The sequence below is a fragment of the Flintibacter muris genome (genome assembly GCF_943192995.1).
In the GTDB taxonomy this organism is placed as follows: Bacteria; Bacillota; Clostridia; order Oscillospirales; family Oscillospiraceae; genus Lawsonibacter; species Lawsonibacter muris.
Map to the genome: position 1 here is coordinate 1 of NZ_CALPCP010000046.1, position 26,606 is coordinate 26,606.

At 54.3% G+C, this 26,606-nt stretch carries 22 protein-coding genes and 1 pseudogene; 16 read left to right on the forward strand and 7 right to left on the reverse strand.

Annotated elements, in window-relative coordinates:
* The first annotated feature begins 281 nt into the window (after window positions 1-281).
* Window positions 282-728 (forward strand): hypothetical protein, encoded by a 447-nt coding sequence (locus tag NFS22_RS20205; RefSeq protein ID WP_160636523.1) that lies wholly within the window; start codon window positions 282-284, stop codon window positions 726-728.
* A gap of 20 nt (window positions 729-748) precedes the next feature.
* Entirely contained in the window at window positions 749-3,226 is a 2,478-nt protein-coding gene (gene mobP3 / locus NFS22_RS20210; protein ID WP_251319512.1) for a MobP3 family relaxase, read from the forward strand.
* A 72-nt stretch (window positions 3,227-3,298) separates the two neighbouring features.
* On the opposite strand, the gene NFS22_RS20215 is transcribed toward mobP3, so the two are convergent.
* Both NFS22_RS20215 and NFS22_RS20220 read right to left on the reverse strand, forming a co-directional pair.
* Window positions 3,299-3,637: a type II toxin-antitoxin system PemK/MazF family toxin gene (locus tag NFS22_RS20215; protein ID WP_204791913.1), complete on the reverse strand. Its 339-nt coding sequence runs from the start codon at window positions 3,635-3,637 to the stop codon at window positions 3,299-3,301.
* The gene (locus NFS22_RS20220; protein WP_251319513.1) at window positions 3,631-3,894 is read right to left on the reverse strand and encodes an AbrB/MazE/SpoVT family DNA-binding domain-containing protein; all 264 of its coding nucleotides are present in this window, start codon (window positions 3,892-3,894) and stop codon (window positions 3,631-3,633) included. Before NFS22_RS20220 ends, NFS22_RS20215 begins: the two co-directional genes overlap by 7 nt.
* Before the next feature lie 84 nt (window positions 3,895-3,978).
* Between NFS22_RS20220 and NFS22_RS20225 the strand changes: the two genes are divergently transcribed.
* From NFS22_RS20225 to NFS22_RS20235, 3 genes and pseudogenes are all read left to right on the forward strand, one after another.
* The gene (locus NFS22_RS20225; protein ID WP_251319514.1) at window positions 3,979-5,466 is read left to right on the forward strand and encodes a DUF3991 and toprim domain-containing protein; all 1,488 of its coding nucleotides are present in this window, start codon (window positions 3,979-3,981) and stop codon (window positions 5,464-5,466) included.
* 54 nt (window positions 5,467-5,520) lie between these two features.
* Window positions 5,521-7,368, forward strand: coding sequence for a type IV secretory system conjugative DNA transfer family protein (locus NFS22_RS20230; protein WP_420908896.1), 1,848 nt, complete (start codon window positions 5,521-5,523; stop codon window positions 7,366-7,368).
* Window positions 7,369-7,371: 3 nt separating this feature from the next.
* Window positions 7,372-7,626, forward strand: a pseudogene (locus NFS22_RS20235) (helix-turn-helix domain-containing protein).
* Between the two features lie 373 nt (window positions 7,627-7,999).
* On the opposite strand, the gene NFS22_RS20240 reads toward NFS22_RS20235, so the two are convergent.
* Both NFS22_RS20240 and NFS22_RS20245 read right to left on the reverse strand, forming a co-directional pair.
* Window positions 8,000-8,410: a hypothetical protein gene (locus tag NFS22_RS20240; protein WP_120485662.1), complete on the reverse strand. Its 411-nt coding sequence runs from the start codon at window positions 8,408-8,410 to the stop codon at window positions 8,000-8,002.
* A 43-nt stretch (window positions 8,411-8,453) separates the two neighbouring features.
* The gene (locus NFS22_RS20245) at window positions 8,454-9,824 is read right to left on the reverse strand and encodes a lipase family alpha/beta hydrolase (protein WP_251319516.1); all 1,371 of its coding nucleotides are present in this window, start codon (window positions 9,822-9,824) and stop codon (window positions 8,454-8,456) included.
* A gap of 183 nt (window positions 9,825-10,007) precedes the next feature.
* Here NFS22_RS20245 and NFS22_RS20250 point away from each other — a divergent pair, with 183 nt between their 5' ends.
* Window positions 10,008-10,592 (forward strand): SMI1/KNR4 family protein, encoded by a 585-nt coding sequence (locus tag NFS22_RS20250; RefSeq protein WP_251319517.1) that lies wholly within the window; start codon window positions 10,008-10,010, stop codon window positions 10,590-10,592.
* On the opposite strand, the gene NFS22_RS20255 is transcribed toward NFS22_RS20250, so the two are convergent.
* Window positions 10,583-10,903 carry an aldose epimerase family protein gene (locus tag NFS22_RS20255; protein ID WP_251319518.1) on the reverse strand — a complete coding sequence of 107 codons (321 nt, stop codon included), beginning with the start codon at window positions 10,901-10,903 and terminating at the stop codon, window positions 10,583-10,585. The two genes, NFS22_RS20250 and NFS22_RS20255, sit on opposite strands and share 10 nt — an antisense overlap.
* A 63-nt stretch (window positions 10,904-10,966) precedes the next feature.
* Here NFS22_RS20255 and NFS22_RS20260 point away from each other — a divergent pair, with 63 nt between their 5' ends.
* A complete protein-coding gene (locus tag NFS22_RS20260; protein WP_235370150.1) occupies window positions 10,967-11,911 on the forward strand; it encodes an ROK family glucokinase in 945 nt (314 codons plus the stop codon).
* A gap of 54 nt (window positions 11,912-11,965) precedes the next feature.
* On the opposite strand, the gene NFS22_RS20265 is transcribed toward NFS22_RS20260, so the two are convergent.
* On the reverse strand, window positions 11,966-12,856 hold the full coding sequence (locus NFS22_RS20265; protein WP_016317171.1) for a helix-turn-helix domain-containing protein: 891 nt from the start codon (window positions 12,854-12,856) through the stop codon (window positions 11,966-11,968).
* 162 nt (window positions 12,857-13,018) lie between these two features.
* On the opposite strand from NFS22_RS20265, the gene NFS22_RS20270 reads away from it, so the two are divergent.
* Genes NFS22_RS20270 through galE form a run of 5 tightly spaced genes read left to right on the forward strand, consistent with a single transcriptional unit; the run spans window position 13,019 to window position 21,163 of the window.
* Window positions 13,019-16,090, forward strand: a complete 3,072-nt coding sequence (locus NFS22_RS20270) for a glycoside hydrolase family 2 TIM barrel-domain containing protein (RefSeq protein WP_251319519.1) — start codon at window positions 13,019-13,021, stop codon at window positions 16,088-16,090.
* Window positions 16,091-16,118: 28 nt separating this feature from the next.
* On the forward strand, window positions 16,119-17,483 hold the full coding sequence (locus NFS22_RS20275) for an MFS transporter (RefSeq protein ID WP_120485657.1): 1,365 nt from the start codon (window positions 16,119-16,121) through the stop codon (window positions 17,481-17,483).
* Between the two features lie 30 nt (window positions 17,484-17,513).
* Window positions 17,514-18,650, forward strand: a complete 1,137-nt coding sequence (locus tag NFS22_RS20280; RefSeq protein ID WP_016317168.1) for a galactokinase — start codon at window positions 17,514-17,516, stop codon at window positions 18,648-18,650.
* 14 nt (window positions 18,651-18,664) lie between these two features.
* Window positions 18,665-20,155 (forward strand): UDP-glucose--hexose-1-phosphate uridylyltransferase, encoded by a 1,491-nt coding sequence (galT, locus tag NFS22_RS20285; protein WP_016317167.1) that lies wholly within the window; start codon window positions 18,665-18,667, stop codon window positions 20,153-20,155.
* 3 nt (window positions 20,156-20,158) lie between these two features.
* Window positions 20,159-21,163, forward strand: a complete 1,005-nt coding sequence (gene galE, locus NFS22_RS20290) for a UDP-glucose 4-epimerase GalE (protein ID WP_120485656.1) — start codon at window positions 20,159-20,161, stop codon at window positions 21,161-21,163.
* Between the two features lie 181 nt (window positions 21,164-21,344).
* Here galE and NFS22_RS20295 read toward each other — a convergent pair whose 3' ends face one another.
* On the reverse strand, window positions 21,345-22,532 hold the full coding sequence (locus NFS22_RS20295) for a transposase (protein WP_251319520.1): 1,188 nt from the start codon (window positions 22,530-22,532) through the stop codon (window positions 21,345-21,347).
* Between the two features lie 271 nt (window positions 22,533-22,803).
* Here NFS22_RS20295 and NFS22_RS20300 point away from each other — a divergent pair, with 271 nt between their 5' ends.
* From NFS22_RS20300 to NFS22_RS20315, 4 genes are all read left to right on the forward strand, one after another.
* Entirely contained in the window at window positions 22,804-23,082 is a 279-nt protein-coding gene (locus NFS22_RS20300) for an SMI1/KNR4 family protein (RefSeq protein WP_251319521.1), read from the forward strand.
* A gap of 174 nt (window positions 23,083-23,256) precedes the next feature.
* Complete coding sequence (locus NFS22_RS20305) at window positions 23,257-23,985, forward strand: SMI1/KNR4 family protein (RefSeq protein WP_251319522.1); 729 nt, start codon at window positions 23,257-23,259, stop codon at window positions 23,983-23,985.
* Window positions 23,986-24,092: 107 nt separating this feature from the next.
* Entirely contained in the window at window positions 24,093-25,052 is a 960-nt protein-coding gene (locus NFS22_RS20310) for a helix-turn-helix transcriptional regulator (protein ID WP_251319523.1), read from the forward strand.
* A gap of 75 nt (window positions 25,053-25,127) precedes the next feature.
* Entirely contained in the window at window positions 25,128-26,435 is a 1,308-nt protein-coding gene (locus NFS22_RS20315) for an SMI1/KNR4 family protein (protein WP_016323167.1), read from the forward strand.
* The last annotated feature ends 171 nt before the right edge of the window (window positions 26,436-26,606 follow it).

Consider the following 26,606-nt stretch of genomic DNA (forward strand, 5'->3'; position numbering starts at 1 on the left):
GTGTGGCGAAAGAGAGAAAATCGGCGTCCCCAAAATGTGCAGGTGAACCGGGGGGTCGAAAAAAGTGCAGGATAAAGGCAGGTGGTCGCTTTCGCGCCCACCTGCCGTTTACCCCGCCCCGCAACGCGGGTCGGGAGTGGGGACGAGGTGGTCGGTTTAACCCCCTGTTAGCTGTGACAGGTGGTCGGAAACAAAAATAACAGAGGAAAAACCGCCTGGTTTCAGCCTTTCCCAAGGTGGCTGTGCTGGGTGGTTTTTCGAAAAAATGGAGGAATTCAATAATGAGAAGAAAACAGGCAGTTTCAGTGGAGCCGGGTGCCTCTGCTGAGATCAAGACGCGCATCCCCGTCTGGCTGTACCCCTCCACGCTGGAGGTGATGGACAGAGCGGCGGAGACTGCCGGGTGCAAGAGCCGCAGTGAGTATCTGGAGAAGGCCGCGCTGTTCTACGCTGGGTACGTCTCCGGTCAGGATGCCACCGCCTACCTGCCGCCCGCGCTGGCCTCCGTCCTGCGCGGCACTGTGCAGGACACGGAGAACCGCATCTGCCGTCTGCTCTTCAAGCTGGCGGTGGAGCTGGACATGGTGATGAACGTGCTGGCGGCGGGGATGGAGATCAGTGACGACGCGCTCCGCAGTCTCCGCGGCCGGTGCGTCCAGAACGTGAAGAAGACCAGCGGCAGCGTCACGCTGGACAAGGCGGTGGAGTACCAGCGGGGCGGCGTGTGACAGAAAGGCGGTGACGCTCCATGCCCCGGATCATATTCAAGTGCCCCTACATCAAACCGGGGACAGAGAGAGCCGCCGCACACCTGAACAACTACGTCCGCTACGTCGCTACCCGTGACGGTACGGATCTCCTCAAGCCGGACAAGGCCGGCCAGCCTGCCACAAAAAAGCAGCGGGCCATGGTGGAGCGGCTCCTCCGGGACTTCCCCATGTGCCGCGGGATGTTCGAGTACGAGGACTACCAGTCCTCCCCCACCCGTGCCACCGCCTCGGAATTTATCACCAGAGCGATAGAGGATTATGGGGTCCCCGCCGAAGCCCAGCGAAGCGGGTTCGGTGGGGAAAGGAGGAGCAGCGAAATGAGCGAGCTCTCGCCACAAGGCAGGAGTGAGGGATATGGAGCTTGCGACGACGCGGACCAGATCGCCAAGCGGGAAAACTACGTCAGCTACATTGCCCAGCGCCCTCGTGCGGAGCGGCTCGGCGCGCATGGTCTGTTCAACGGCACAGGCGATGCGCTGGAGCTATCCAGGATCGCGGAGGAGGTGGCGAACCACCCCGGCAATGTGTGGCTGCCTATTATCTCCCTGCGCCGGGAGGATGCCGCCCGCCTCGGCTACGACAACGCCAGACAGTGGCAGGCCCTCCTCTCCACCTACGCTCCACAGATTGCGGACACTATGAATATCCCGTGGGAACAGTTTCGGTGGTACGCCTCCTACCACGACGATGGAGCGCATCCCCATGTCCACATGGTCTGCTACAGTGCGGACGGGCGCTCCGGTTTTCTGGATAAGGAGGGCATCGCCAGGATCAAGTCCGGACTGGCAAAGAATATTTTCCGCCAGGAGCTGACGGAGATCTACCGGCAGCAGACCCAGCGCCGGGATGAGCTGGTGCGGCAGTCTGGCGAGGTCATGAAGGAGCTGATCCGGCAGATGCTCTCCGGCACGCTGGAGAATCCCCGCATCGAGCAGCTCATGGGCGAACTGGCCCAACGGCTGAAAAGCACCTCCGGCAAAAAACAGTACGGCTACCTCAAGGCGTCGCTGAAGGCTGTGGTGGATGAGATTGTGGACGAGCTGGCAAAGGACTCCCGTGTCTCCTCCGCCTATGACCCGTGGTATCAGCTGCGGGAAGAAGTGCTGCGGACGTACCGGGATGACCTTCCAGACCGGCTCCCCCTCTCCCGGCAGACGGAGTTCAAGCGGATAAAGAATGTGGTGGTGGAGGAAGCGGCGCGGCTTGGTGAGCACACCGAGGTGTTCACGCCGGCGGATATCCAGGAGCCGCCCCAGGCCGGCGAGGACGCCGGCCCCGAGCCGGAAGCGGAGTCGGAAAGTTCGGATGTGCCAGAGGAGGCCAGCGAAGCGCCGCCCGCCGTGGTGTGGAGTGACCGATACAAGCGGGCGCGGTCTTTTTTGTACGGAGATGACGAGACGCCCCAGGATCACGAGCAAGCCTGCCGCCTCTTCATGGAGGAGGCCCTCGACGGCAACGCCCTGGCCATGCATGACCTGGGTAGGATGTTTGCGGACGGCACTGGCGTGGAGGCTGACACGGAGCAGTCCCATGCGTGGTATGCCAAGGCGCTCTCCGCCTTCCAGACCGTGGAGAGGCAGCGCCCCAACCGCTATGTGGAGTACCGCATCGGCTGGATGCTCCTTCATGGCGTGGGGACAGAGCAGGATGAGAGCGCTGCGCTGGAGTGGCTGGAGAAGTCCGCTGAACTTAAAAACACCTATGCGGAGTATCAGATGGCAAAGCACATCCTCGCAAATCCCTCTGCCAAGCGGGAGCGGACTCGTCAGGCGGTGGACTGGCTGACCCATGCGGCGGAGGCCGGACTGGACTGCGCTCAGTACGCCCTCGGAAAGCTGTACCGTGACGGCGGGCCAGTGGCGCAGGATATGACCCAGGCGGTGATCCGGTTCTCCCAGGCAGCCGAGCGGGGCAATCAGTACGCCATGTACGCCCTGGGCAAGCTGCGTCTGGAGGCAGACGATCCCGCCGCTGCCCGGCGCTGGTTCCGACAGTCCGCCGATCTTGGAAACCAGTTCGCGCAGTACCAGCTGGGCAAGCTGCTGTTGTGCGGCGATGGCGTGGCAAAGGATACAGCGGGCGCTGTCCGCTGGCTGACGGAGTCGGCGGAGCAGGGCAATCAGTATGCCCAGTACGCCCTCGGCAAGCTGTACCTGCTGGGGAAGGATGTTCCGCAGGACAGGGAATCCGCCGTCCGCTGGTTCACGCTGGCGGCGGAACAGGGCAATGAGTACGCCCGGTTTTTCCTTGACCACATGGATGACTCGCCCTCCCTCTTCGCCAGCGCCACCCGGCTCCTCCACCACATGGGCCGCATCTTCCAGGAGCAGGCCCCGCCGCCGGGCGGCGGAATCACCTTTGTGGACAGTAAGCTGAGACGAAAGATCAGAGAGAAGAAAATCGCCATAGGCCACAAGCCGGACGACCATGAGGAGCAGGTCCAGCGGCTCCGATAGCCTCCTCTCCAGAAGCCACACAAAACGAGCTGCCTCCAGGCACGGAGGCAGCTCGTTTCTCTTTCGTTCAAATTACCGTATCTCCACGAACCCCATGATCAAATCAACCGCTTCCGCCGTCAGGGGCGCGGGCGCCTTCTCCACAAAGGAAGCGTTGCGGCTGCTCAGGTCCAGCATCCTCGCCTGGTCGCAGAGCACCACCCCATCAGTCTTCGTTGTGTCATCCAACCGGATGTGAAACGGATGCCCTTTGTCAGTGTGGGTGATCGGACAGACCATCGTCAGGCTGCTGACGCGGTTGAACAGGTTGTTGCTGACCACAAGCGCCGGACGGCGTCCCCTCTGCTCGTGTCCAGCCTGGGGATCAAAGTCCAGATAGACAATGTCCCCCTGCTCAAAAACGGTCACCACGCCTCATCACCTGCCCTTTTGCCCCAGTCGATCTCCTGTGTCTCCAGACGGGGAATCTCGTCAACAGGCTTGCCGTAAAAGGCAACCAGCCGTTCCTCCAGTGTGCGGTGTCCAGCTGCGGCCTTTTTAATCTGGATGCCATCATCGGACTGGATCAGTTCAACCCGGTCGTTCTCCCGCAGTCCAAGCGCGTCCAACAGCGCCTTGGGGATTCGCAGTCCCTGACTGTTGCCCCACCGTTGTATCGTAGCATACATGAGAAACACCTCCCAAAAGCAGTATATACAAAGTATAAACAAAAGTCAAGTGAACATGCACAGCAACGAAAAGAGGTGAAGAAAGTGCCCTATATCCATTTTACCGAGGAGCAGAAGCTCTGGGCAAGCGAGGTAGATCTGGTGGAGTTCCTCCGCCATCAGGGGGAGAAGCTGATCCGCTCCGGGCCGGAGTACCGTCTGGCCAGTGATCACAGCATCACCGTCCAGGGCAATGAGTGGTACGATCATGCCATAAAGGAAGGCGGCGGCCCCATCTCCTTCGTCCAGCAGTTCTATAACCTCTCCTACCCAGAGGCCATCACCTGTCTGCTGGGCGGGGAACAGGGAATCGTCTACGCTTCCGCCCAAAAGCAGGAGGAAAAGCCCAGAAAGGAATTTGCCCTGCCCTCTGCCGGTCAGGAGATGCGGCGGATGTACGCCTATCTGCTCAAACACCGCTTTCTGGACCGGAACGTGGTCAATGCTTTTGTCCGGGCCGGACTGTTGTATGAGAGCTGTGAGAAATTCAAGGACAGAGAGTACCACAATGCCGTCTTTGTCGGCAAGGACGAGAACGGCGTCCCACGCCACGCCCACAAGCGCAGCCTGAACAGCCTCGGCAAGACCTTCCGCATCAACGTGGAAGGCAGCGATCCCCGGTGCAGCTTTCACTACACCGGGACCAGCCGCCGCCTCTATGTCTTCGAAGCGCCCATTGACCTGATGTCCTTCCTCTCACGCTACCCCCGAGGCTGGCAGGAACACAGCTATGTGGCCCTGTGCGGAACAGCGGAACACGCCATGCTCTGGATGCTGGAGCAGAACCCCGGCCTTCGCGCCGTCTGCCTCTGCCTGGACCATGACGAGGCGGGCATCGAGGCCAGCGGGCGGCTGGCGGACATCCTCCATGAGCGCGGCTATGACGATGTGGGGATGCTCCAGCCGGAGCATAAGGACTGGAACGAGGATCTCAAGGCCAGCCGGGGGCTTCCCGCTCAGGAGGCGGAGGAGCATCCCCAGCTCATCGCCTCTTCGGCGGTCTGCGGCAGGATCGGAGTCTACATGGAGGAGTGTGTCATTCCAGAACGGGTAGGCCGTGAGCTGACAAATGCGCTCTGCGGATATGAGATGAATCTCCGCAGGGACTACCCGGAGGGAGCCACGACCTGCATCGAGCTGGCCTCCGCACTGGCTCTGTACGCCTATGGCCGGGGGCTGCGACAGCTGGGTGAACCACATAGCAGTGAGGAACTGTTGGAGCAACTGCGGGGCCGCATCCATCCCCACCAGAATCGGAGCAGCCTGAACAGCCGCACCGCTGCGTTGGCGGAACAGACTCACAATGTTTTGAAACTGGCCTCCAGGCCCGGCATCCGCAGTGAGGCAGAAAAGCGGGAGCTGACGGAGGGCTGGCTGGAGCTGGCGCTGTCCTGTGCAAAGATATCCGTCAAGTATGAGGCGGACGTTTTGAAACAGCAGCAGAAGCAAACACCACCAGATCGAAGCCCAGCGGAGCGGGTTCGATCTGGAGAGGAGGCGCAACGGAATGAGCGAGAGATGGTATTTTCATAAAAAATACCGTCGCGAGCGATATGGAGTTCGTGACGACGAAGATGGGGTGAATTTATGACGCCGCAAACGATCATGTTAATTTTACTGGCGGGCGGGATGCTTTTACTGATTGCCGCCGCCACACACTTCTCCGGAAGTGGGAATCTGGACAACATCAAGTCCAAAACCGTAGGCGACGGCCAGCATGGAACGGCCCGCTGGGCCAACAGGAAGGAGATCCAGCAGACCTACCGGCACATCCCCTTCCATGTGGGCGAGTGGCGCGCTGGAAAGAACCTGCCCAGGAAGCAGGGGCTGGTGCTGGGCTGTGTCGGGAAGAAGAACGCCGTCACCGCCCTGGTGGACACGGATGACATCCACTGCCTGATGATCGGCGCGTCCGGCGTGGGCAAGACAGCGTTCTTTCTGTATCCAAATATGGAGTACGCCTGCGCCAGTGGGATGAGTTTCCTGGCCTTAGACACAAAAGGAGATCTCGCCCGGAACTATGGAGCCGTGGCCTTGCAGCACTATGGGTACAAGGTGGCGGTGATCGACCTGCGCAATCCTACCAGGTCAGACGGGTACAACCTCCTCACGCTCATCAACCGTTACATGGACATCTGCCGGGAGCAGCCGTCCAATCTGGCGGCGAGAGCCAAGGCGGAGAAGTACGCAAAAATATTAGCGAAAACCATCATAAACCCAGAAGGTGATGCCGGTAATTATGGGCAGAACCAGTTCTTTTACGATTCTGCGGAGGGACTGCTTACAGCAGTCGTTCTCCTGCTGGCGGAGTATCTGCCGCCTACAGAGGAGGCTCCCCAAGAGCGGCGGCACATCGTCAGCGTGTTCAAGCTGGTGCAGGATCTGCTGGCGCCCAGCAAGACCGCCAAGGGCAAGAACGGCTTTCAGGTCATGATGGACACACTCCCCGACACGCACAAGGCACGGTGGTTCGCCGGAGCCGCTCTCAACTCGGCGGAGCAGGCCATGGCCTCGGTCATGTCCACGGTGCTGTCCCGACTGAATGCCTTCCTGGACTCCGAGCTGGAGCAGGTGCTGTGCTTCGACAGCGCCATTGACGCGGAAGCCTTTGCCTCCCAGAAGTCTGCCATCTTCCTCGTTCTGCCGGAAGAAGACCCCAGCAAGAACTTCATGGCCGGCCTGATGATCCAGACGCTCTCCCGTGAGTTATTCTCTGTGGCGGACGAGAACGGCGGCAAGCTGCCCAACCGGGTGGTGCTGTTCTGCGATGAGCTGGGCACCATGCCCGCCTTCGACATCCTGCCTTTGTTCAGCGCTGGCCGCTCCCGCAAACTGACTCTGGTGCCGATCATTCAGTCGCTGGCACAGCTGGAGAAAAATTATGGGAAGGAGGGCTCTGAGATCATTCAAGACAACGTCCAGGACACGATCTTCGGCGGCTTCGCCCCCAACTCCCAGACCGCCGAGGTGCTGTCCAAGGCCCTGGGCAGCCGCACTGTCATGAGCGGTTCGGTGAGCAAGGGCGCCGGAAAAGACAGCGCCAGCCGCTCCCTCCAGATGATGGAGCGGCCTCTCATGACGCCGGATGAGCTGAAGTCCATCCCAAAGGGCCAGTTTGTAGTGATGAAGACGGGGACGCACCCCATGCAGACACGGCTCAGGCTCTTCCTGGACTGGGGCATCTCCTTCGGTGATCCGTATCTGCTGCCGGAGCGGGCCGCACGCACCGTGGCCTATGCCAACAAGCAGGAGCTGGAGCAGGCGATCTTCCGCTGTCACCACGCACAGCCAGCGGAGAGCGATACCCCTCCCGCTCCCCCGGTTCCTCCGAAAACTCCAACTGCCAGAGGCGGCGCGTCCTACGCTCAGGCCAGACGCACCAGGCGGGAGCCTCCTCCCCCTGTGGTCGTCCGCACAGATGGGGGGCAGGAGTAGTCTATGGGATACTTTGAGAAGATCTATCAATCCGATCTGAACCACCGGGCAAGGGCTGTGTATATGTACCTGAAGGACCACGCCGACAGCGAGGGTAAGTGCTGACCGGGGATACGCACAATCTCCGCAGAGCTGCGGCTGTCCCGCTCTACCGTCAAGCGGGCACTGAATGATCTGTGCAGGGCGGAGCTGATCTCCAAGGAGCGGCGCTTTCGGGAGAACGGGAGCCTCAGCTCAAATTTATACCGGCTGAAGTAGCTGCAAAAATGATAAGTTCTCCGCCAGGGGGTTAGTGCGCCCTGGCGGAGAACCGAGGGTAGGGTCACCATGAACCAACCAGAAGGGCCCACTCTAAGGGAGAGTTTAGAACAGAGAAAATGACAAACACGCTCTAAGGGTCGTTAGGATAGACACTGCTCTGACAGAAAGCCGAGCAAAGCCGATAGGGAGTGGCAGAACTGAAAGCCGTACATACCCCAAAATCCCGTAGCCATGAAATCACCTCCTATGGGGCGATTTTACGGCATCAGGCCGTGTTGCTGCTACCAACTATTCCGCAACTATGGGTTGCAAGTTGTATTTTGGCCGGTTTTTGCAACAAAACTGATATGGCATATTACACAGAAATTACTCAATCGTCAAAAAGTGAAGTGGAAAACATGGAGCCGCCCCATTCATCTCCATCATCTGCATCTGCTGTAAAGTCTTTATAGTACGCTACAAAACTATCAATAATCTCATTTCTGGAACGGATAGACTCATTCTCAGCACCGCCATTTTTCAGACTGTCTATCCATTCTTGGTCTATCATACAACCAACATCAAAATTTATTCCATGCTTTGCCTTTTCGAGCAGAGGTACATCAGCAATATTGCCGAGGCAAAATAAATAACCACAAAGTACCCGTATATATTCCGAACTGCCTTCTTGAAAGCACTCTATTTCCTGTTCAATCAAATTTCGGATTTCGCCTTTAGAGATTTCATCAAAGTCAAAACCATATTTTTGAACAAGCAATTCCGCTCTTTTTTCATTAGTCATACACCGCTCCCCCTATGCCAAACATAATTGTATTATTCCTCGCTCAATACCCCCGGCTCTTCAAATCCGCCGCCAGCTTTACATAGAACTCCCGCACGTCGAAGCTCCGGATGTTCTCCCGGTTCAGATCCACCACATCGCCGTGGGAGATGCCCCGCTTCCCCTGGGGCTCCAGGAGAGTGAACCGCTCTCCCCACTTAGCCGACTCCACCGACACCAGCCCGTCGTTCAGGCCGTCGAAGTGCTTAACGATGGGGTAGGTCATATTCAGCGGGAACTTGCCATGCTGGGCCTTCTTGCAGTAGGACATGACGCTCTCATACACCACGCCGGGGGCGTCGGGCATCACCTCGTTCCGGGCCAGGCACGCGCTCTCCGTCAGGTCGGTCACCGCCGCCAGGAAGTCCGGATTGGGATCGCCTACCTGCTTCATCGTGGCGTTGTAGGCCGCCGCGATTTTCAGCCGGGCGGCCTGGGGGACCTTGCCCAGCAGGTACTCGGCAAAGATACAGCCCCGGTGGGGTGTGTTGATGGTGGTCAATGTCGCCACATAGGGGGCCATGCCGCAGTGGGCGATGGCGGCCCGGCTGTCCAGCCCGCCCTTGGAGTGAGCGATGATGTTCACCTTCCCGCAGCCGGTCGTTTCCACGATCTGCCGGATGCGCTCCGCCAGCTCCTTCCCGCTGTCCTCCACCGCCGCCGCGGACTGCTGCTGGCCGTAGTAGACTGTGGCCCCGTTGCGCCTCAGCTCCTTGGGAATGCGGCCCCAGTAGTTGAGGCAGCGGAAGTCCCGGAAGAACACGCCGTGGACCATCAGGAGGGGATACTTCGTTTTGCAGACCTCGCTCTCCGCCCGAACTTCGTCCAGTTCCCACTTCTGGGTCTCAAACTCCACTTCGTCCCGGCAAATGCGGAGAATCTTTGCCAGATACCAGAGGTTCACCAGGGGAATCCACCCGCACAGAGCCGCGAGAACGCGGTGCTTGATGCCCAGCTGCACCGAGGTGAGGTAGACCCGGATCATGCCGTTCCAGAAGACAATGGCCTCCAGGATCACCGCCAGCAGCACGCCCATCGCGCCCCCAAAATACCCCCACCAGTCAAGAAAGCTGTCCGCCGCAATATCGACACGCAGTACGTTCAGCCAGAGAAGCTGGAGCAGGACGGTGGCCGTGGCGGTCACGCAGAACAGCCGCAGCAACTCACAGCCCTCCGCCAGCCGCTGGATGCGCTTGGTGGGGCCGGCCTTCGGAATGGGGCGGAGATTGACCCAGAGGAATGCCGCCACCAGAGGCAGAAACAGCCACCCGGCACTGGAAACTGACCATTCAGCGTACAGCAGCCAGACCAGCGGCAGGGCATTCGCCGCCGCCGTCAGCAACAGGCAGTAGACGATCCGCCTGACATACTTCATAAAACCGCCTCCCGTTCAACAGCGCCCACCGGCGCTTTTCTGCGTTTATAGTAGACCTTGCCAATGGGAGTTGTCAAGCGGGGAAACTGGGCGGTTCTTTTCAGAAAACGGATTGAACCTGGACAGAGGTAATGGTATAATCAAGGCAATAATTTCTCATTTATATTTAGAGGAGGAACGCAAATGAAATTGGAGACGGTAGAGAAAAAACTCCACATGACTTATCCCAAAGATTTTCGGGATATATATGAAAGTGGTGCCATGCGTTGGGTATGCAGTAAGCCTCAAGCTAAGTCCCATCTGTTTCCTAATAAATTATTAGAGCCGGAATATTATCCCTATTGGAATTTTCTCGAATTTTCGGTTGTTGAGTGGTCAAACCATCATCTGATAGAGCGAGTTCAGGCAGATGGCGGACAATGGAAGGAAGGAGTCCAGATACTTCCTTTCGCATGGGAAGATGAGGGAGACGCTTATTTTTTCAATGTTACACTGGGAGAACAGGAATCCCCAGTTTTTATGTTGAGCAAGGATTCAGGAGAAGTGGGAGTCTGGAGCCATAGCTTTGAAAATTTTATCTGTGCACATCTTTGTGAACCTGTTTGGAGTGGGACGATAGCAGTGAACCACTGGTGGGTGCAAAATCAATTGCGCTGGCTGACACCAGAACATCAGGCAGCTTTGACTTCTGGTGACCCAGATGTACTTAAAAAGTTGCTTTATAAGACGAATTGTTGGGAAGATACTGATTATATAAGCTATCGGTAGAGACGGCCTGCAGCCATCCGGAAAAGCCTCCCTTGTGTTGCAATACCTTTGAGGAAGGACTGAACCCACCATGGAAACACACGGCCTACGACAGCACCAAGATAGCCCGGGTGGCTCTCATACTCTTCCAGAGTATCATAACCCAGAACAACATCACGCTTGATGCCAGAACGATCCGGTACGCGGAGAGAACGAAGTGCGGCACCAAAGGTAATTATATCACAGGAGAGAATGCCGTTATCCAAAGTCAGGGTCTCCACGGCAAGATCGTCCTTGGTATAGCCAAAGAGTTGACGAGAGGAATTTAACATAAATAAAACCCTCCATAATAAAAAACTCAGCAATGAATAGAAATGAGAAAACGGGGAAATACCATGCAAAACTATGTGTTTGGTGCAGACATCGGTGGAACAAGTGTAAAGCTCGGTCTGTTTTATGCCGACGGCAAACTTCTGGAAAAGTGGGAAATTCCAACCCGTACCGCAAACGGCGGCGTCCATGTTCTGCCTGACGTGGCACAGGCCATTGCAGAGAGCATGGGGCGGAATGGGATTTCAGCATCTCAGATTGTGGGCATCGGTATCGGTGTCCCCGGTCCTGTGGACGACAGCTTCACAGTCAATAAGTGCGTCAATCTTGGCTGGGGTGTCTTTAACATCAAGGGGCGCATGAACGAGCTGCTTCCGGACATCCCCAATATTGCTGCGGGAAACGATGCCAATGTAGCGGCGCTGGGTGAGCTATGGCAGGGCGGAGGCCGAGGCAGCCGGAGTGCGGTCATGATCACCCTGGGCACCGGGGTTGGCGGAGGTGTGGTGTTGGACGGCAAAATCGTCGCAGGCAAAAACGGGGGTGCCGGTGAGATCGGTCACATGACGGTGGAGCCTGGAGAAATAGTGCCCTGCAGCTGCGGGAAATGCGGCTGTCTGGAGCAGTACACCTCTGCAAGAGGGATCGTTCGCATGGCCAAGGTCATGCTTTCCCAATGTGACACTCCCTCCAAACTGCGGGGAATTGAGGATTTTACATCCAAACACATCTGCGAACTGGCTGTGGCAGGAGATCATATGGCACTGAAAATCATCGACCGGTTCGGCGATTATTTGGGCCGTGCCATGAGCTACATTTCCTGCACAGTAGATCCGGATGTATTCATTATCGGTGGGGGCATGAGCAAGGCCGGAAATATCGTGACCGACGCGGTACTGAAATATTACCGAAAGTACGCCTTCCATGTATCGAAAGAAACCGGAGCAGCAATTGCCACGCTGGGTAATGACGCGGGAATCTATGGATGTGCAAAGATGGTTCTTGAATAAGAAATCAAATGGGAAAGGCTGTCGTTATGGCAGTCTTTTCTTTTTCCTATCTGATCATGGAGATGTATGGATGCCACGATCCGGACTGTTCTTTTTCTGGAAAAGCCTTCTGTACTCCGAGGGCGACACGCCCTTGTGCTTTTTGAAGAGGCGGCTGAAATACAGCGCGTTGTCGTAACCAATGATTGCGGATATTTCTGCCACATTGTAGTCAGTTGTTTCTAAGAGACTGACGGCATTGTTCATACGGATAGTTAGGAGATATTGTGCGGGAGGCTGGCCGATAAACTTCTTAAAGTTTCGCAAGAACCAACTTACGCTCATGCTACGAGATTTCGCATAGTCCTTGATCTGAATATCTTCATTATAGTGTTCTTGGAAATACTGTTGGGCGTACTCCATTTCCTTTTGTAGGTAAGTGCTGATGGTAGGGTTGCTCTCTTGGCGTGTGCGCTGGATCAGCAGAAAAATCTGCCGCAGATACATTTCCAGTAATTCCTGATATCCAGTACGGCAGGTTTGCAGCTCCCGGATCATTTCTTTGAACAGGTGCTGATAAGCAGAGGGAACCCCGGAGAAGAAAACATTTTTATCTGTAGGAATATCAAAATGCTTCAAAATTGCCTTTACATCTTTTCCCGTGAAGTGTACCCAATAGACCTCGGGTTGTTCTTCTCCGTAATACTCATAATGCTGTTCCTGGCGCGGTTGATAAAGGACCATGTAGCCGGCAGGTACGATTTCCTCCTGCCCGTTGAAAAAGAAGTGGGTCTTTCCGGAGGCCACATACAACAATTGATAGTCTAAACGGCCCCTGGGATGCCAGGTCGGGAGTTTTTGCTTTGTTCTCAGCCGGTAGGTACCGCAGCTGCCCACCAACAGCGGTTTGGACTTGTCCTTGATCGGTACGCGGGTGTTGTACAGATAACCTGAGTTGACATACATGCGGATCCCTCCCGGCTTTTTTCGGTCACAACATTTTTGTGCTGATGTGCTGTTTTGTTAATTGTATCATTTTGTGCATGTTTTGTCCAATGCAGTTTATAGAAAAAGGAGAAAATTTCCGGGATAATACACACAGAATTCATTGCGAGGAGGAAGCCCCACATGATCGTCCCTGCCTATTTTGAAGACCTGCTGATCCAGTCTGAAAACGCTCTGCCCAACCGAGCCTACTTCATCCCCGCGTCCAACCGTCTGGACGACACTGCGGAGCATCGGGAACGCTCCGATCGCTTCCAGCTGCTAAACGGCGACTGGAAGTTCCGCTACTACCCCAGTATCCATGACCTGACTGAGCTGTTCTATGAGGAAGGTTTCGATCCCTCCGCCTACGACACCATCCCCGTTCCCAGCGTCTGGCAGAATCATGGCTACGATCAGCACCAGTACACCAATATTCATTACCCCTTCCCGGCAGATCCTCCCTTCGTTCCCCAGGATAATCCCTGCGGCGCTTACCTGACTTCCTTTACCTATGCTAAGGACGAAAAGGCACCCAAGGCTTACCTGAACTTTGAGGGTGTGGATTCCTGCCTGTATGTCTGGCTCAACGGCGAGTATGTGGGTTACAACCAGATCTCCCACTCCACCAGCGAGTTTGATGTGACTGATAAGATCCGTGAGGGCGAAAATACTCTGGCCGTTCTGGTGCTGAAGTGGTGCGATGGCAGCTACTTGGAGGATCAGGACAAGTTCCGCACCAGCGGCATCTTCCGGGATGTATACATCATCAAGCGTCCTGAGAACCATGTGCGGGACTACTTCGTGACCACCCAGCAGGAAGAGGATAAAGCTACTGTCCGCGTTCGCTTCTCCTTCGCCGGTGAGAGTGTTCCCACTGTCATTAGGCTGCTGGACGCTGAGGATCGTCTGATCGACGCCGCCGAAGTGACCACGAAGGAGCATATCGGCAACTATACCCATCAAGCTATCCTGAACATTCCCCAGCCCACCCTGTGGAATCCCGAGAAGCCCTATCTCTACACCATGCTCGTCGAGTGCGAGAACGAGATCATCACCGACCGAGTGGGCATCCGGGAGATCAAAGTAGATGGGATGCAGGTATTCCTGAATGGAACTCCCATCAAGTTCCGCGGTGTAAACCGCCACGATTCCGACCCCGTGACCGGCCCCGTCATCAGCGTGGAGCACATGAAGCGCGACCTGCGGATGATCAAGGAGCACAACTTCAACGCCATTCGCACCAGCCATTACCCCAACGCCCCCATGTTCTATCAGCTGTGCGACCAGTACGGTTTCCTGGTCATTGACGAGGCCGACCACGAGAGCCACGGTGCCGCCGAACTGTACTGCGGAGAGAACGACGTCTGGGAGAACCACACCGAGCACTGGAACGAGCCCTTCGCCGACAACCCCAAGTTCCTGGAGGCTACTATGGAGCGCACCCAGCGCTGTGTCCAGCGGGACAAGAACCGCCCCTGCGTCATCTGCTGGTCCATGGGTAACGAGAGCGCCTACGGCTGTTGCTTCGAGGCTGCGCTGGCCTGGACCAAGAACTTTGACCCCGCCCGTCTGACCCACTATGAAAGCGCTCAGTATCGCAGCCGCAAGCGCAAGTACGATTTCTCCAACATTGACCTCTACAGCAATATGTACCCTGCGCTGGAGACCCTGCAGGAGTATGTGGACGATCCTGAGTCCGACAAGCCCTATCTGATGTGTGAATACTCTCATGCCATGGGCAACGGCCCCGGTGATCTGGAGGACTACTGGCAGTTCATTCAGGCCAATGAGTGCATGTGTGGCGCCTTTATCTGGGAGTGGTGCGATCACGCCATTTACAAGGGCAAGGCTCCTAACGGCAAAGATATGTACTGGTATGGCGGCGACCACGGCGAGTACCCCCACGATGGCAATTTCTGCATGGATGGTCTGGTTTATCCCGACCGTCGTCCTCACACCGGTTTGATGGAATACAAAAACGTACACCGCCCTGTTCGTGTTGTTGATTATGATCAGGCAACCGGCCAGCTGACCCTGCACAACTACATGGACTTTGTCTCCCTGCAGGACTACATCACCGCCTCTTATCAAGTCACTTGTGATGGTGCGCTTGTTCAGGAAGGCCAGCTGGATAAAATCCCCGCCATCGCTCCCCACATGAGCGGTACCGTGACCCTGAACGTCCAGGTTCCCGCCAAGGGCCGCTGTTTCCTGAAGATCAGCTACTTCGCCAAAAACAACTCCGAACTGATCTCCGAGGGCTTTGATTTGGGCTTCGATGAGATTACTCTGGAGAATCAGGATGACCGCAATCAGATTGCTCTGGCATACTGGCAGAGCAAGGCCATCCTGGAGGACAGTATTTCTGTTACAGAGGACTACCGGTATCTGACTCTCACAGCTGCAAACTTCACATATCGTTACGATAAGTTTACCGGTATGTTTGCCCGGATGACTTATCAGGGCATGGAGCTTCTGGACCGTCCCATGGATCTGAACGTGTGGCGCGCTCCCACCGATAACGACCGCAAGCTGAAGGCTGACTGGTTTGCTGCCCACTACGATAAGGCCATCACCCGGGCGTATAACACCCACTTCGTGGCCATGGACAGCGAGGTTCGTATCCACAGTGACCTGTCTATTGGTGCCATCGCTGTGCAGCGGTTCATGACCGTAGAAATCGACTGGACCGTGACGGTTGCAGGCGGCGTCTGTGCCAACATTCTCACCAAGCGCAACATAGAATTCCCCGAGCTGCCTCGCTTCGGTCTGCGCCTGTTCGTTCCTGAAAACATGGAGCAGGTTGCTTATTTCGGTCTGGGTCCCATGGAAAACTACATTGACAAGCGAAATGCTGCCAGCCACGGCTTGTACCGCGATACCGTGGACGGGCTTCAGGAGGACTACATCCGTCCCCAGGAGAATGGCGCTCACGGTAGTTGTGACTATGTGCTTCTGGAAAGCGACAAACTGCGTTTGATCGCAGTTGGCCCCGAACCCTTCAGCTTCAATGCATCCCATTACACGCAGGAAGAACTGACCGAGAAGGCCCACAACTACGAACTGAACAAATGCGGCAGCACCGTATTGTGTCTGGACTACCGGCAGAACGGTATTGGCTCTGCGAGCTGTGGCCCCGTTTTACAGAAGAAATACAAGCTGATCGACGAAACCATCGACTTCGCCATCCGCGTCATCCCCGAACTGAAATAACTGAATAAAGAGAATAGGAGATGCTATCATGGCTGAAAAGAGATATTTGAAATGGTACAACAAGGTGGGTTACGGCTCTGGCGATATCGCCGGCAACGTGGTCTATGCGTTCCTGACCTTCTTCGTTATGATCTACCTGTCCGATACCATCGGCTTGAACACCGGCATTGTTGGCACCCTGATGGCAGTATCCAAGATCTTCGACGGCGTTTCTGACGTCATCTTTGGCTCCCTCATCGACAAGACCAAGACCAAGATGGGTAAAGCCCGTCCCTGGATGCTGTGGCCCTATCTGGGTTGTGGTGTCTGCCTGTTCGCGATTTTCTCTATTCCCACTTCCTGGGGCCAGACCGCTCAGTACGCTTTCTTCTTCATCTTCTACGTGATGCTGAACGCAGGCTTCTACACCGCAAATAACATCGCTTATTCCGCTTTGACCGCTCTGATCACTAAGAATGAAAACGAGCGTGTTCAGATTGGTTCTCTGCGCTTCGTCTTTGCATTCACCACCAGCACCATCATCCAGGCTGTTACTTTTGGCCTTGTTGAGCACTTCGGCAACGATGCCGCCGCATGGAGAATTGTTGCACTGATCTATGTCATCATCGGCATTATCTCCAACACCGTCTCCGTCCTGTCCATGAAGGAATTGCCCGAAGACGAGATTGAAGCCAAGAAAGCAGTTGACGCTCCGGAAGAAAAGTACACCCTGCGCGAAGCTGTCGGTCTGTTGGTCAAGAATAAGTTCTACCTGCTGATTCTGGGTGTCTATCTGCTGACTCAGCTCTACACCGCTTTCACCGGCGTCGGCACCTACTACATGACTTATGTGTTAGGCAACAAGGAGCTGATGGGTTATTTCGCAAGCGCGCTCAACATCCCCATGATTATCGGTCTGTTGTTGGTGCCCACCATCGTTGCAAAACTGGGCGGTATGTATAAGATCAACTATTCCGGCTATGCTCTGGCCACCATCGCAAGAATCCTGGTGATCGTGGCTGCTTACATGGGCAGCGTTCCCATGATGTTAGCTTTCACCGCCATCGCTTCTCTTGGTATGTGCCCCCTGCAGGGCGACCTGAACGCTGTGATCGCTTCTGCTTCCGACTACACCTATCTAACCACTGGTAAGCGTATCGACGGAACCATGTACTCCTGCACCTCTCTTGGCGTCAAGATTGGCGGCGGACTGGGCACCGCCATCTCCGGTTGGTTGCTGGCAGCTGCCGGATTCATCGAGGGCGGCGTGGCCACTCAGCCTGACTCTGTTCTGACTATGCTGAATGTGATGTATCTGTGGTTGCCCGCTATCTTCTGCGGCTTGGTTACTTTCCTGCTGACCAAGCTGAATGTGGAGAAGGCCAACGCTAAGCTGCTGGAGCCTAAGAACTGAGTAAGTTATCCAAAAAGTAAGGGACCTCATATGACAAAAAAACATTTTCTGATCTCCGCTCCCGGCCGTACAGAGATTAGCGGTAATCATACCGATCACCAGCGTGGCTGTGTGCTGGCCGCCGCAGTAAATCTGGAAACGGTGGCAGATGTAATGCTGAATGGCAGCAACAACATCCGCGTTCGCTCTGAGGGATTTCCTGAGGTTGTGGTCGAACTGGATGATTTGAATATCCGCGAAGAGGAAAAAAACACCTCCGCGGCCCTGGTTCGTGGCGTCGCAGCTGCCTTTGAGCAGCTGGGAGCCCGGATCAAGGGATTCGATGCCGAGACCCACTCAACCGTTCTTCCGGGCAGCGGACTGAGCTCTTCTGCCGCTTTTGAGGTGCTGATGGGCACCATCTGCAACGAGTTGTTCTTTGATCGGAAGCTCAGCCCGGTGGAAATCGCTCAGATCGGCCAGTATGCCGAAAATGTGTACTTCGGCAAGCCAAGCGGCCTGATGGATCAAGCGGCTTCCTCCGTGGGCGGCATGGTCTATATCGACTTCGCTGATCCGGATCATCCCCAGGTTGAGCGCATCGAGTTTGATTTTGAAAAGGCTGGCCATGCCCTGTGCATCATTGACAGCGGTGCTGACCACGCCGATCTCACTGATGAGTACGCGGCCATTCCCCGTGAGCTGAAAGAGATTTGCAATTTCTTTGGAAAGGATGTTCTGCGAGAAGTCCGCGAAAAAGAATTTATGGAGGCTCTGCCAAATCTGCGAGGGAAGGTTTCTGACCGTGCCATCCTGCGGGCCATCCATTTCTACCAGGAAAACAAGCGTGTCATGGAGCAGAAAAAAGCGCTGCTTGAAAACGACTTCGATGGTTTCCTTGGTCTGGTTACTAAATCCGGGTACAGTTCCTGGATGTATTTGCAGAATATCAGTCCTGCCGGTGCCACGCAGCATCAGGAGGTGGCGGTTGCTCTGGCCATGTGTGATACCCTGCTGAATGGGCGTGGGGCTTACCGTGTCCACGGAGGCGGCTTCGCCGGAACGGTGCAGGCATTTGTTCCTGTTGATATGCTGGAAGAGTTTAAAAGTGGAATTGAGCGGGTACTGGGTGAAGGCAGCTGCCACGTGTTGCACATTCGTAATGAGGGTGGCGTGAGATTGTCCTGAAGGAGGAGCGGAAAATGGATGTGAATGTGTATATCGCTTCTTTGGTCCAATATGGCCTGAACAAGAAGCTGGTTCAGCCTTGTGACACGATCTATGTAACCAACGGGCTACTGGAGGCTATGAAACTGGACAGCTACGACCCTGCCAAACCGGAAGCCATGAGCCTGGAGGATATTCTTCAGGGGCTGTTGGAGGATGCGGTGGAACGGGGTGTCTGCGATGATGACATCACCAGCCGTGACCTCTTTGACACCAAACTAATGGGGATTCTGACTCCCATGCCCCGTGAGGTGCATCAGACCTTTTCCGAGATGTACGCCACCAGCCCTGAGACTGCCACCGACTGGTACTATAACTTCTCACAGGATACCGATTACATCCGCCGCTACCGCATCCAGAAGGATGTGCGTTGGAAGACGGCCACCGAATACGGCAATCTGGATGTGACCATCAACCTCAGCAAGCCGGAAAAAGACCCTAAGGCTATTGCAGCCGCAAAGCTCGCTCCCCAGTCCGGCTATCCCAAGTGTATGCTCTGCGCGGAGAACGAGGGCTATGCGGGACGTATGAACCACCCCGCCCGCCAAAACCTGCGCACTATTCCAGTTACCATCGCCGGTGAGGGCTGGCATCTGCAGTACAGCCCCTATGTCTACTACAACGAGCACTGCATTGTGTTCAATCATGAGCATGTTCCCATGGTCATCAACAAGGCCGCTTTCTCCAAACTGTTGGACTTTGTTTCTCTGTTCCCCCACTACTTTGTGGGCAGCAACGCAGATCTCCCCATCGTAGGCGGCAGTATCCTCAGCCACGAGCACTTCCAAGGTGGCCACTACTGCTTCCCCATGGAGCGCGCAGCGGTCGAGCGTGAGATTGTCTTTGCTGGTTTCGAGGATGTGAAGGCCGGCATCGTTAAGTGGCCCATGAGTGTCATCCGTCTGCGCTGCGGCAAAAAGGCGCGTCTGGTAGAGCTGGCTGATAAGATTCTGCTGAGCTGGCGTGGTTATACCGACGAGGATGCTTTCATCTTTGCAGAGACCGAAGGCGTGCCCCACAACACCATTACCCCCATCGCCCGCCGCCGGGGAACGGACTACGAACTGGATCTGGTTCTGCGCAACAACATCACCACCGAAGAGCATCCTCTGGGCGTGTACCACCCCCACGCTGAACTTCACCATATCAAGAAGGAAAACATCGGTCTCATTGAGGTTATGGGCCTGGCTGTGCTGCCTGCCCGCCTGAAGCAGGAACTGGCCGGTGTGGAGAAGGCTATCCTTGCCGGAGAAGAGCTGACTGGTGAACTGGCCAAGCACGCCGACTGGGTGGAAGAGTTGAAAAAGCAGCACACCTTTACTAAGGAGAATACCGCCGCCATTCTGAAAGTGGAGACCGGCAAGGTCTTTGCAAAGGTGCTGGAGCACGCGGGTGTCTATCAGCGCAATGAGAAGGGCGCGAGGGCCTTTGATAAATTCGTGAACTATGTGAATGAGGAGGGCTAAGTCATGAAGGTACTTGTAACCGGCGGTGCCGGATATATCGGCAGTCATACCGTAGTCGAACTGATACAGGCTGGCCACAGCGTTGTGATCGTAGATGATCTGTCCAATGCCAGAACGGATGTCGTATGCCGTGTAGAGAGCATCGTGGGGGAAAAGATCAAATTCCGTGTGATGGATTGCGCCGACAAGGAACAGATGCGTACCATATTCCAGGAGAACGAGTTTGATGCCGTGATTCACTTCGCAGGCCGCAAGGCTGTTGGCGAGAGCGTCAAAAAGCCTCTGGAGTACTACCGTACCAATCTGGACAGCACCATGACTCTGCTGGAGTTGATGGAGGAGTATGGTTGTAAAAAGTTTGTATTCTCCTCTTCTGCCACGGTCTATGGCCCCGAAAATCCCTATCCCTATAAAGAGGAGATGCCTGCCATCCAGTCCAGCAGTCCTTATGGCTGGAGCAAGGTAATGAACGAGCGTATCCTGACCGACTATGTGACGGCCCACCCTGATTTCTCTGTGGTGCTGCTGCGCTACTTCAATCCCATTGGCTCCCACGACTCCGGCCTGCTGGGCGACGACCCCAACGGCATCCCCAACAATCTGATGCCCTACATTGCCCGTGTGGCAGCCGGTGTTCTTCCCGAACTAACCATCTTCGGCGGTGATTATCCCACTCCCGACGGTACCTGCCAGCGTGACTACCTCCACGTGGTTGATCTGGCTGTGGGTCACCTGAAGGCGCTGGAGTATGCGGAGAACCATACTGGTGTTGAGGCCATCAACCTGGGCACCGGCAACGGTATCTCTGTTCGTGAGCTTGTCCGTGCCTTTGAAACTGCAAATGACATTAAATTGCCTTATGTAGTTGGGCCTCGGCGTGAAGGAGATCTTCCCGCTTTCTGGGCAGATGCCACCAAGGCTAAAGAACTGCTGGGATGGGAAGCAACCCACACCGTAGAAGATATGTGCCGCAGTGCTTGGGATTTTGTGAAGAAGAATACGAAATAACGAATAAACGCTTGATACCGAAAGACTCAGGTATCAAGCGTTTTTTTGTGGCACAGAGTTGTGAAACTTTGTGTATGAATTGACCCAGTTTGTCCATTTTTCAGGCCAAAATATTATTTGAGTTTTCGTAAAAATCAAAAAGGGCAAAAATGGAAACTGCATCAAAAGTGCAGCTACGATTTTATGCGGCAAAGCCGCGGATCTTCAGCTGCCGCTGGTTAGGCTTCAAAGGTTTGAAGTATCCTCGGATGCCAGAGTGTGCCTTGGACAAAAGGGTGTACAAGCCTTCCGCCAGCCGGTAATAGAAAAAGAAGACTTTTGGCTTGAGCAGAGCGGCGGCGTCAATGCAAATTTTAAAATGGCAGTTCTTTTCTCTGGTTTCTCTGAGCGTGGCAAGGAAGAGCATACAGGCGGAGAGAAAGAAGTTCAGGGAGTTGATTGCTGTCAGTGAGCGCACCCTGAAGTTTTCAAAGCTGAACATCTGCTTTTTGCAACGGAAGTATTCCTCGATCCTCCAGCGGGAGAAGTAGTGCCTCATTGCCGCGATCAGCTGCGCTTTGGTATCGGTGTTGAGATTTGTGGCCAGCACCATGGGGTGGCCAGAAAGGCCGTAAATCAGGATAATGGACAGCAGACGGTCAGAGCCACTGAGACAGCCCTTCACAACGGACAGCCTGGCCTTTCGCTTCCGTCCGTGATAGATCACTTTTGCTTTGTATTTTCCCTTATATTTCGAGCAGAGTTCTCCTATCGAATGCTTTTCACCTTGAATTCGCACCTTTCGGTTCAGCTTAAGTCGAATCACATATTCCTGCTCATACTTGTCCAACAGGCGAAAAACGTCATTGTCATCATAGCCTCTGTCCATGACGAAAATCACATGCCCCAACTTGTCCACGCAGGCACGGACAGCCTTTTTTGTATATTCAAATTGTCCTCCGGAAGTGTATTCAGGGGACTGAGTAGACCAAACCTCTGAAAAAACACTCACCGGATGGTTTGAGTATGTGAGGGCAGTAACTTCGGTCACATAGTATCCGTTCCCCATGACAGACTTGGTCTGTGTGCTTTTGGAACCATCTCGCACACGGTCAATCCCCTCAAATGCCTTTCCGCAGGGTTTTACGACATCGCTGTCATCGATATGGACCACCACGCTTTCCGGCAAATATTTTGTTGCCACGTTCAGGTAATTACCCCGAACCGCTTCAGGAACCTCGTTGCCAAGATGCCGGGTCAGCCGTTCAATCGTGTTAATTTTCTGTGTATCTTCCTGCAATGCCTGAGCCATCTCAGAAATCAAGCAGCTCTTTGAGGCCATGGCACCGTAGCACACATCGGCAGCAAATTTCTGGAATGGCCGTGCCATACCCTCCGAAATTTTCTGTGTGAACTTGAAAATTTCTCTTTTCATAACGCCTGTATTTGTTGTATAATCAGCCATGAGGAATTCCTCCTGATTTGTTTGGCGTGGTTTTTTGTGGTGATTAAATTATACCACATTTCAGGATGGAATTCTTCTTTTATTTTCATTTTTTCACTGAATCCGTCTGCTTTTTTAATCGTCATTATGCCAAATTGAAAAAATACGAAAACACAAATACAATGATAAAAAAGAAATGCGTAGAGGTGAATCACCTATGAGCATAGATACTCGCTTGTTGAAAATTGGGGCGCAGATTAAATTGAAACGCTCCTGGAAGCTGAATCAGCCCATTCCCTTGGCAGAGGTGGAGGCCATAGAGTCAAAATACGGTTTCCAGTTGCCAGAGGAATATAAGTCTTTCATCACCAAAATCGGAAACGGCAGCAGTCTACCCCCATTTCGAGAGGAATCTTGCCAACTGTATCCATTCAAAGACGGCCACCAGCTAAACCGGCTCCATGAGGATTTTCCGCTTATAGAGAACTGGGAGTGAGACACAGATCCAGAGTTCTGCATGGATGATCCAGAGGATAGTGAAAAGTGGAAGCGAGTGCAGGAGAATGGCGTCCTTGTTTTGGTGGAGGAGAATGTCGAGGGTGGTCAAACCTGGTTCCTGACTGTCTCCGGCCCCCGCCGGGGCGAAGTCTGGGAGCGGGACGAGAGTGGCGTGCTTCGTCTGCCGGGCTGTACCTTCCTGGACTGGGTAGAGCTGTACCTGTCTAAAAAGCTGACGTCCTACACCGATCAGCTATTCCGGGAGGAAAAGGAACGACAAAAAGCTGGCGATCCTCTTGCCAGGATTCGAGGGCTGATGGCTGGCAAACGGCGGAGGGACATTAGTTGGAATCCTCCTATCTCACTGAAGGCTGTGCGGGACTTTGAGAGAAGACACGGGATCGCTCTGCCAGAGGAATATGTTACATTCATTACGGAAATCGCCAATGGCTGTGAGAATTTCCCGGCTGCAAACAGCTGTGGAAAAGGCGGTGTATTTTTTTCCTTGGAGCAGTTGGACTGTCTGCCTAACCTGGGAAAGCCGTTCTATTTTACAGAGAACACCGACGAAACTCGCCGTAGCTTAACGAATTGCTTTGGCCCTAACGCCTATACGGGGAAAAATCCGGTCTGGCACTCTTTATTCAAAGACTTTCCCAGGGAAGACCCTATTAGCCCAGTGTGGATTTGTGAGGATTACAGCGTACTATGCGGCGCATTGCCCTTTGCAACATACAACGATGACCGGCCAAACTGGAACATGCGGGCCACACAGCCAATCCTGATTGTAACAGGGCCGCTCCAAGGACAGGTGTGGCGCTCTTGTTCAGCCCAACTCCGGCCTGACGGCATGAGTTTTTACCAGTGGGTCCTCCAAATGCTGGAGGGCGGTGCTCGCTAAATGTGCAAAAGCCATTCATTGGTAGGAAAAACGGCAAAACCTTTAAGTGGGCGAAAACAACGGGAATCCAAAAGAGTAAAGCTATCTCAAACAGCCGGAGGTGACTCATGAAGAACGAAGCGCAAATTCGAATATTACTGCTCCAGCAGTATCTCTGCACCTTAACAGATGAGGAACACGCCGCCTCCGTTTCAGACATCCTCCAATTCTGGGAATCCCACGGTATCCAGGCCGGCCGCAAGAGTGTGTACAGCGACATCCAGATCCTGATTGACCAAGGCGTGGACGTTGTCTGTGTCAAGAGCACCCAGAACCGCTACTTCGTCGGCTCCCGCCTGTTCGAGCTGCCGGAGCTGAAGCTGTTGGTGGATGCGGTGGAGTCCTCGCACTTCATCACCAGGAAGAAAAGCGCCAGCCTGATCCGCAAGCTGGCCTCCCTCACCAGCCAGGAGCAGGCCAAACAGCTCAACCGCCCTGTCTACATGGAGGGCACAGTGAAGCAGGGCAACGAGGCGATCTACTATGCGGTGGACATGATCCACACCGCCATCCAGGAGAAGCGGCGGATCGCCTTCCAGTACATAGAGTACACCGCAGAGAAAGAAAAAGTCCTCAAGCACGACGGCTATCGGTACGAGTTCAGCCCCTATGCCCTGATCTGGAGCCGGGACTATTACTACGCCGTGGGCTGGTCGGAGAAACACGGCAAGCTGGCCCAGTTCCGTGTAGACCGCATGACCGCTGTGGAACTGCTGGTGCAGGAGGCCATACCAGCGCAGGACTTCGATCCAGCAATGTACGTACACCAGGTGTTCGGGATGTTCGGCGCTGACATCCGGAGGATAACACTGCTGTGCGAGAACAGCACCATGCGCAGCGTTGTTGACCGTTTTGGAGAGGAGGTGCAGACAGAGATCGTAGACGGAGAGCACTTCCAGGCCACCGTGGATGTTGCGCCCAGCCCGCCCTTTTTCGCCTGGGTCTTTACTTTTGGCGGGAAAATCCGTATCATGGAACCGGAGGAGATTGCGGCGAAAATGAGAGAGATGGCAATGTGGCTACAATGATAAGTCTCCATCCAAATTTACAGTTGAATGGAGATAAGAGCATTGAGCAGTTAATAGAAAGGAGATCACTTAGTCATGCAATACCAAGTCAGTATCCCAACATTGATGGATTTTTTCTGTCAAGGGGAACATCAAGGTTTCTCTGAGGCGGATATTCAAACAGCAGAGAAAACTATCGGTGTAGCTCTTCCAACTATTTACCGGGATTTTCTGAAAACGTATGGCCTCGATCCCATCAACAACCGACACAATCATATCAACTGCCCACCGAAGGGAATTGTCACTTCTTATTCTTATATTCAAGATACCTTGGAAGATTGGGTGGAGGAATTTCAGGAGGCTAAGGAACAGGGCCAGGAAAATCGTTATAAAGACAACGGCTATTTTGCTCTATGGCAACTTCCACAAGAAAAGTGGTCTGCAATCACAGATAATTATGTCTTGCTCTGGTGTGAAAATCAGGGCGTCTGGAATGCTGGCTATCGGTTGAGCGACCTGCAAGCTGGTTTATCTGACCCGCCGCTGTATATCTCCACCAACGACGACTACATCTCTTTTGCAAAGTGCGCCGATAATCTGGATGCCTTCCTGCTGTCCATGCTTTGGGATGCAGCCTATGGCTACAACGGAGGCGTTCGGCTGACAGATTCTACTCAGATTAATTCCGCTTTGTCTCAGGCGGGGATTGACCGCAAGCTCCTGGAGTTTCGGGGCCTGTTATCTGCCTGCCTGGATGATAAGCGGGAGACGTTGTACCTTTATTACAACAACGGGGAATATCAGGAATTATGCACCGCCAATCGGAACAAACCCGCACCGCAGGCAAAGCCTGTTTTTGAAAAGCCAACCCTGAAATATGTTCCCAAGGGTCCATATCATATTGAAGTGACCTTTGATCAAGGCATTGACCCGCCAAACAGCACCCACATTCATCCTTTGATTGCGCGGGTAATAGAGAGAATGTATGGAAAGAGATTATTAGTTCGCTACGACTGGATGAAGGCGATAGGAAAAACAAAGGGACTAACTCTGGATTTAAGAGATGTGATTATAGAACCGGACGGTACAGCCCACGCTCCAATTCCTGTCAACTTACCATCGAGTTTTTATCTGGACCCGGCGGATTGGTCTATTATTGAGGAAATGCCTAATCTGCAAACCCTTCGTATTGAAAACCTCATTGTAGATGACTTTTCTTTTCTCTCTAAATGTAAAAATCTTAAGATGCTCTCCCTCTACAACACAAATTTCACAGATTGCCGAATGTTGCTGAAACTGCCAAAGTTAGAAGAAGTTGATCTTCGTTTCTGCCCATTAGAGCACGAAGAAGTTCTTCAAACATTGGATATCCGACAGGTTGGATTGGCAAAGGAACAGCAGTAAGAAATAAAAACGTGACAAAATTTGTCGAAACCTCGTGAGGTGTTCCCAACTGGGGACACCTCATTTTTGCCCTCTTGCCAATCGAACAGAGACACGATATACTATGGTCAAGCCGTTTACTACCGGGTAAACGATAAAGGGGGTATGCAAAATGAATCAGACATTCGGCGC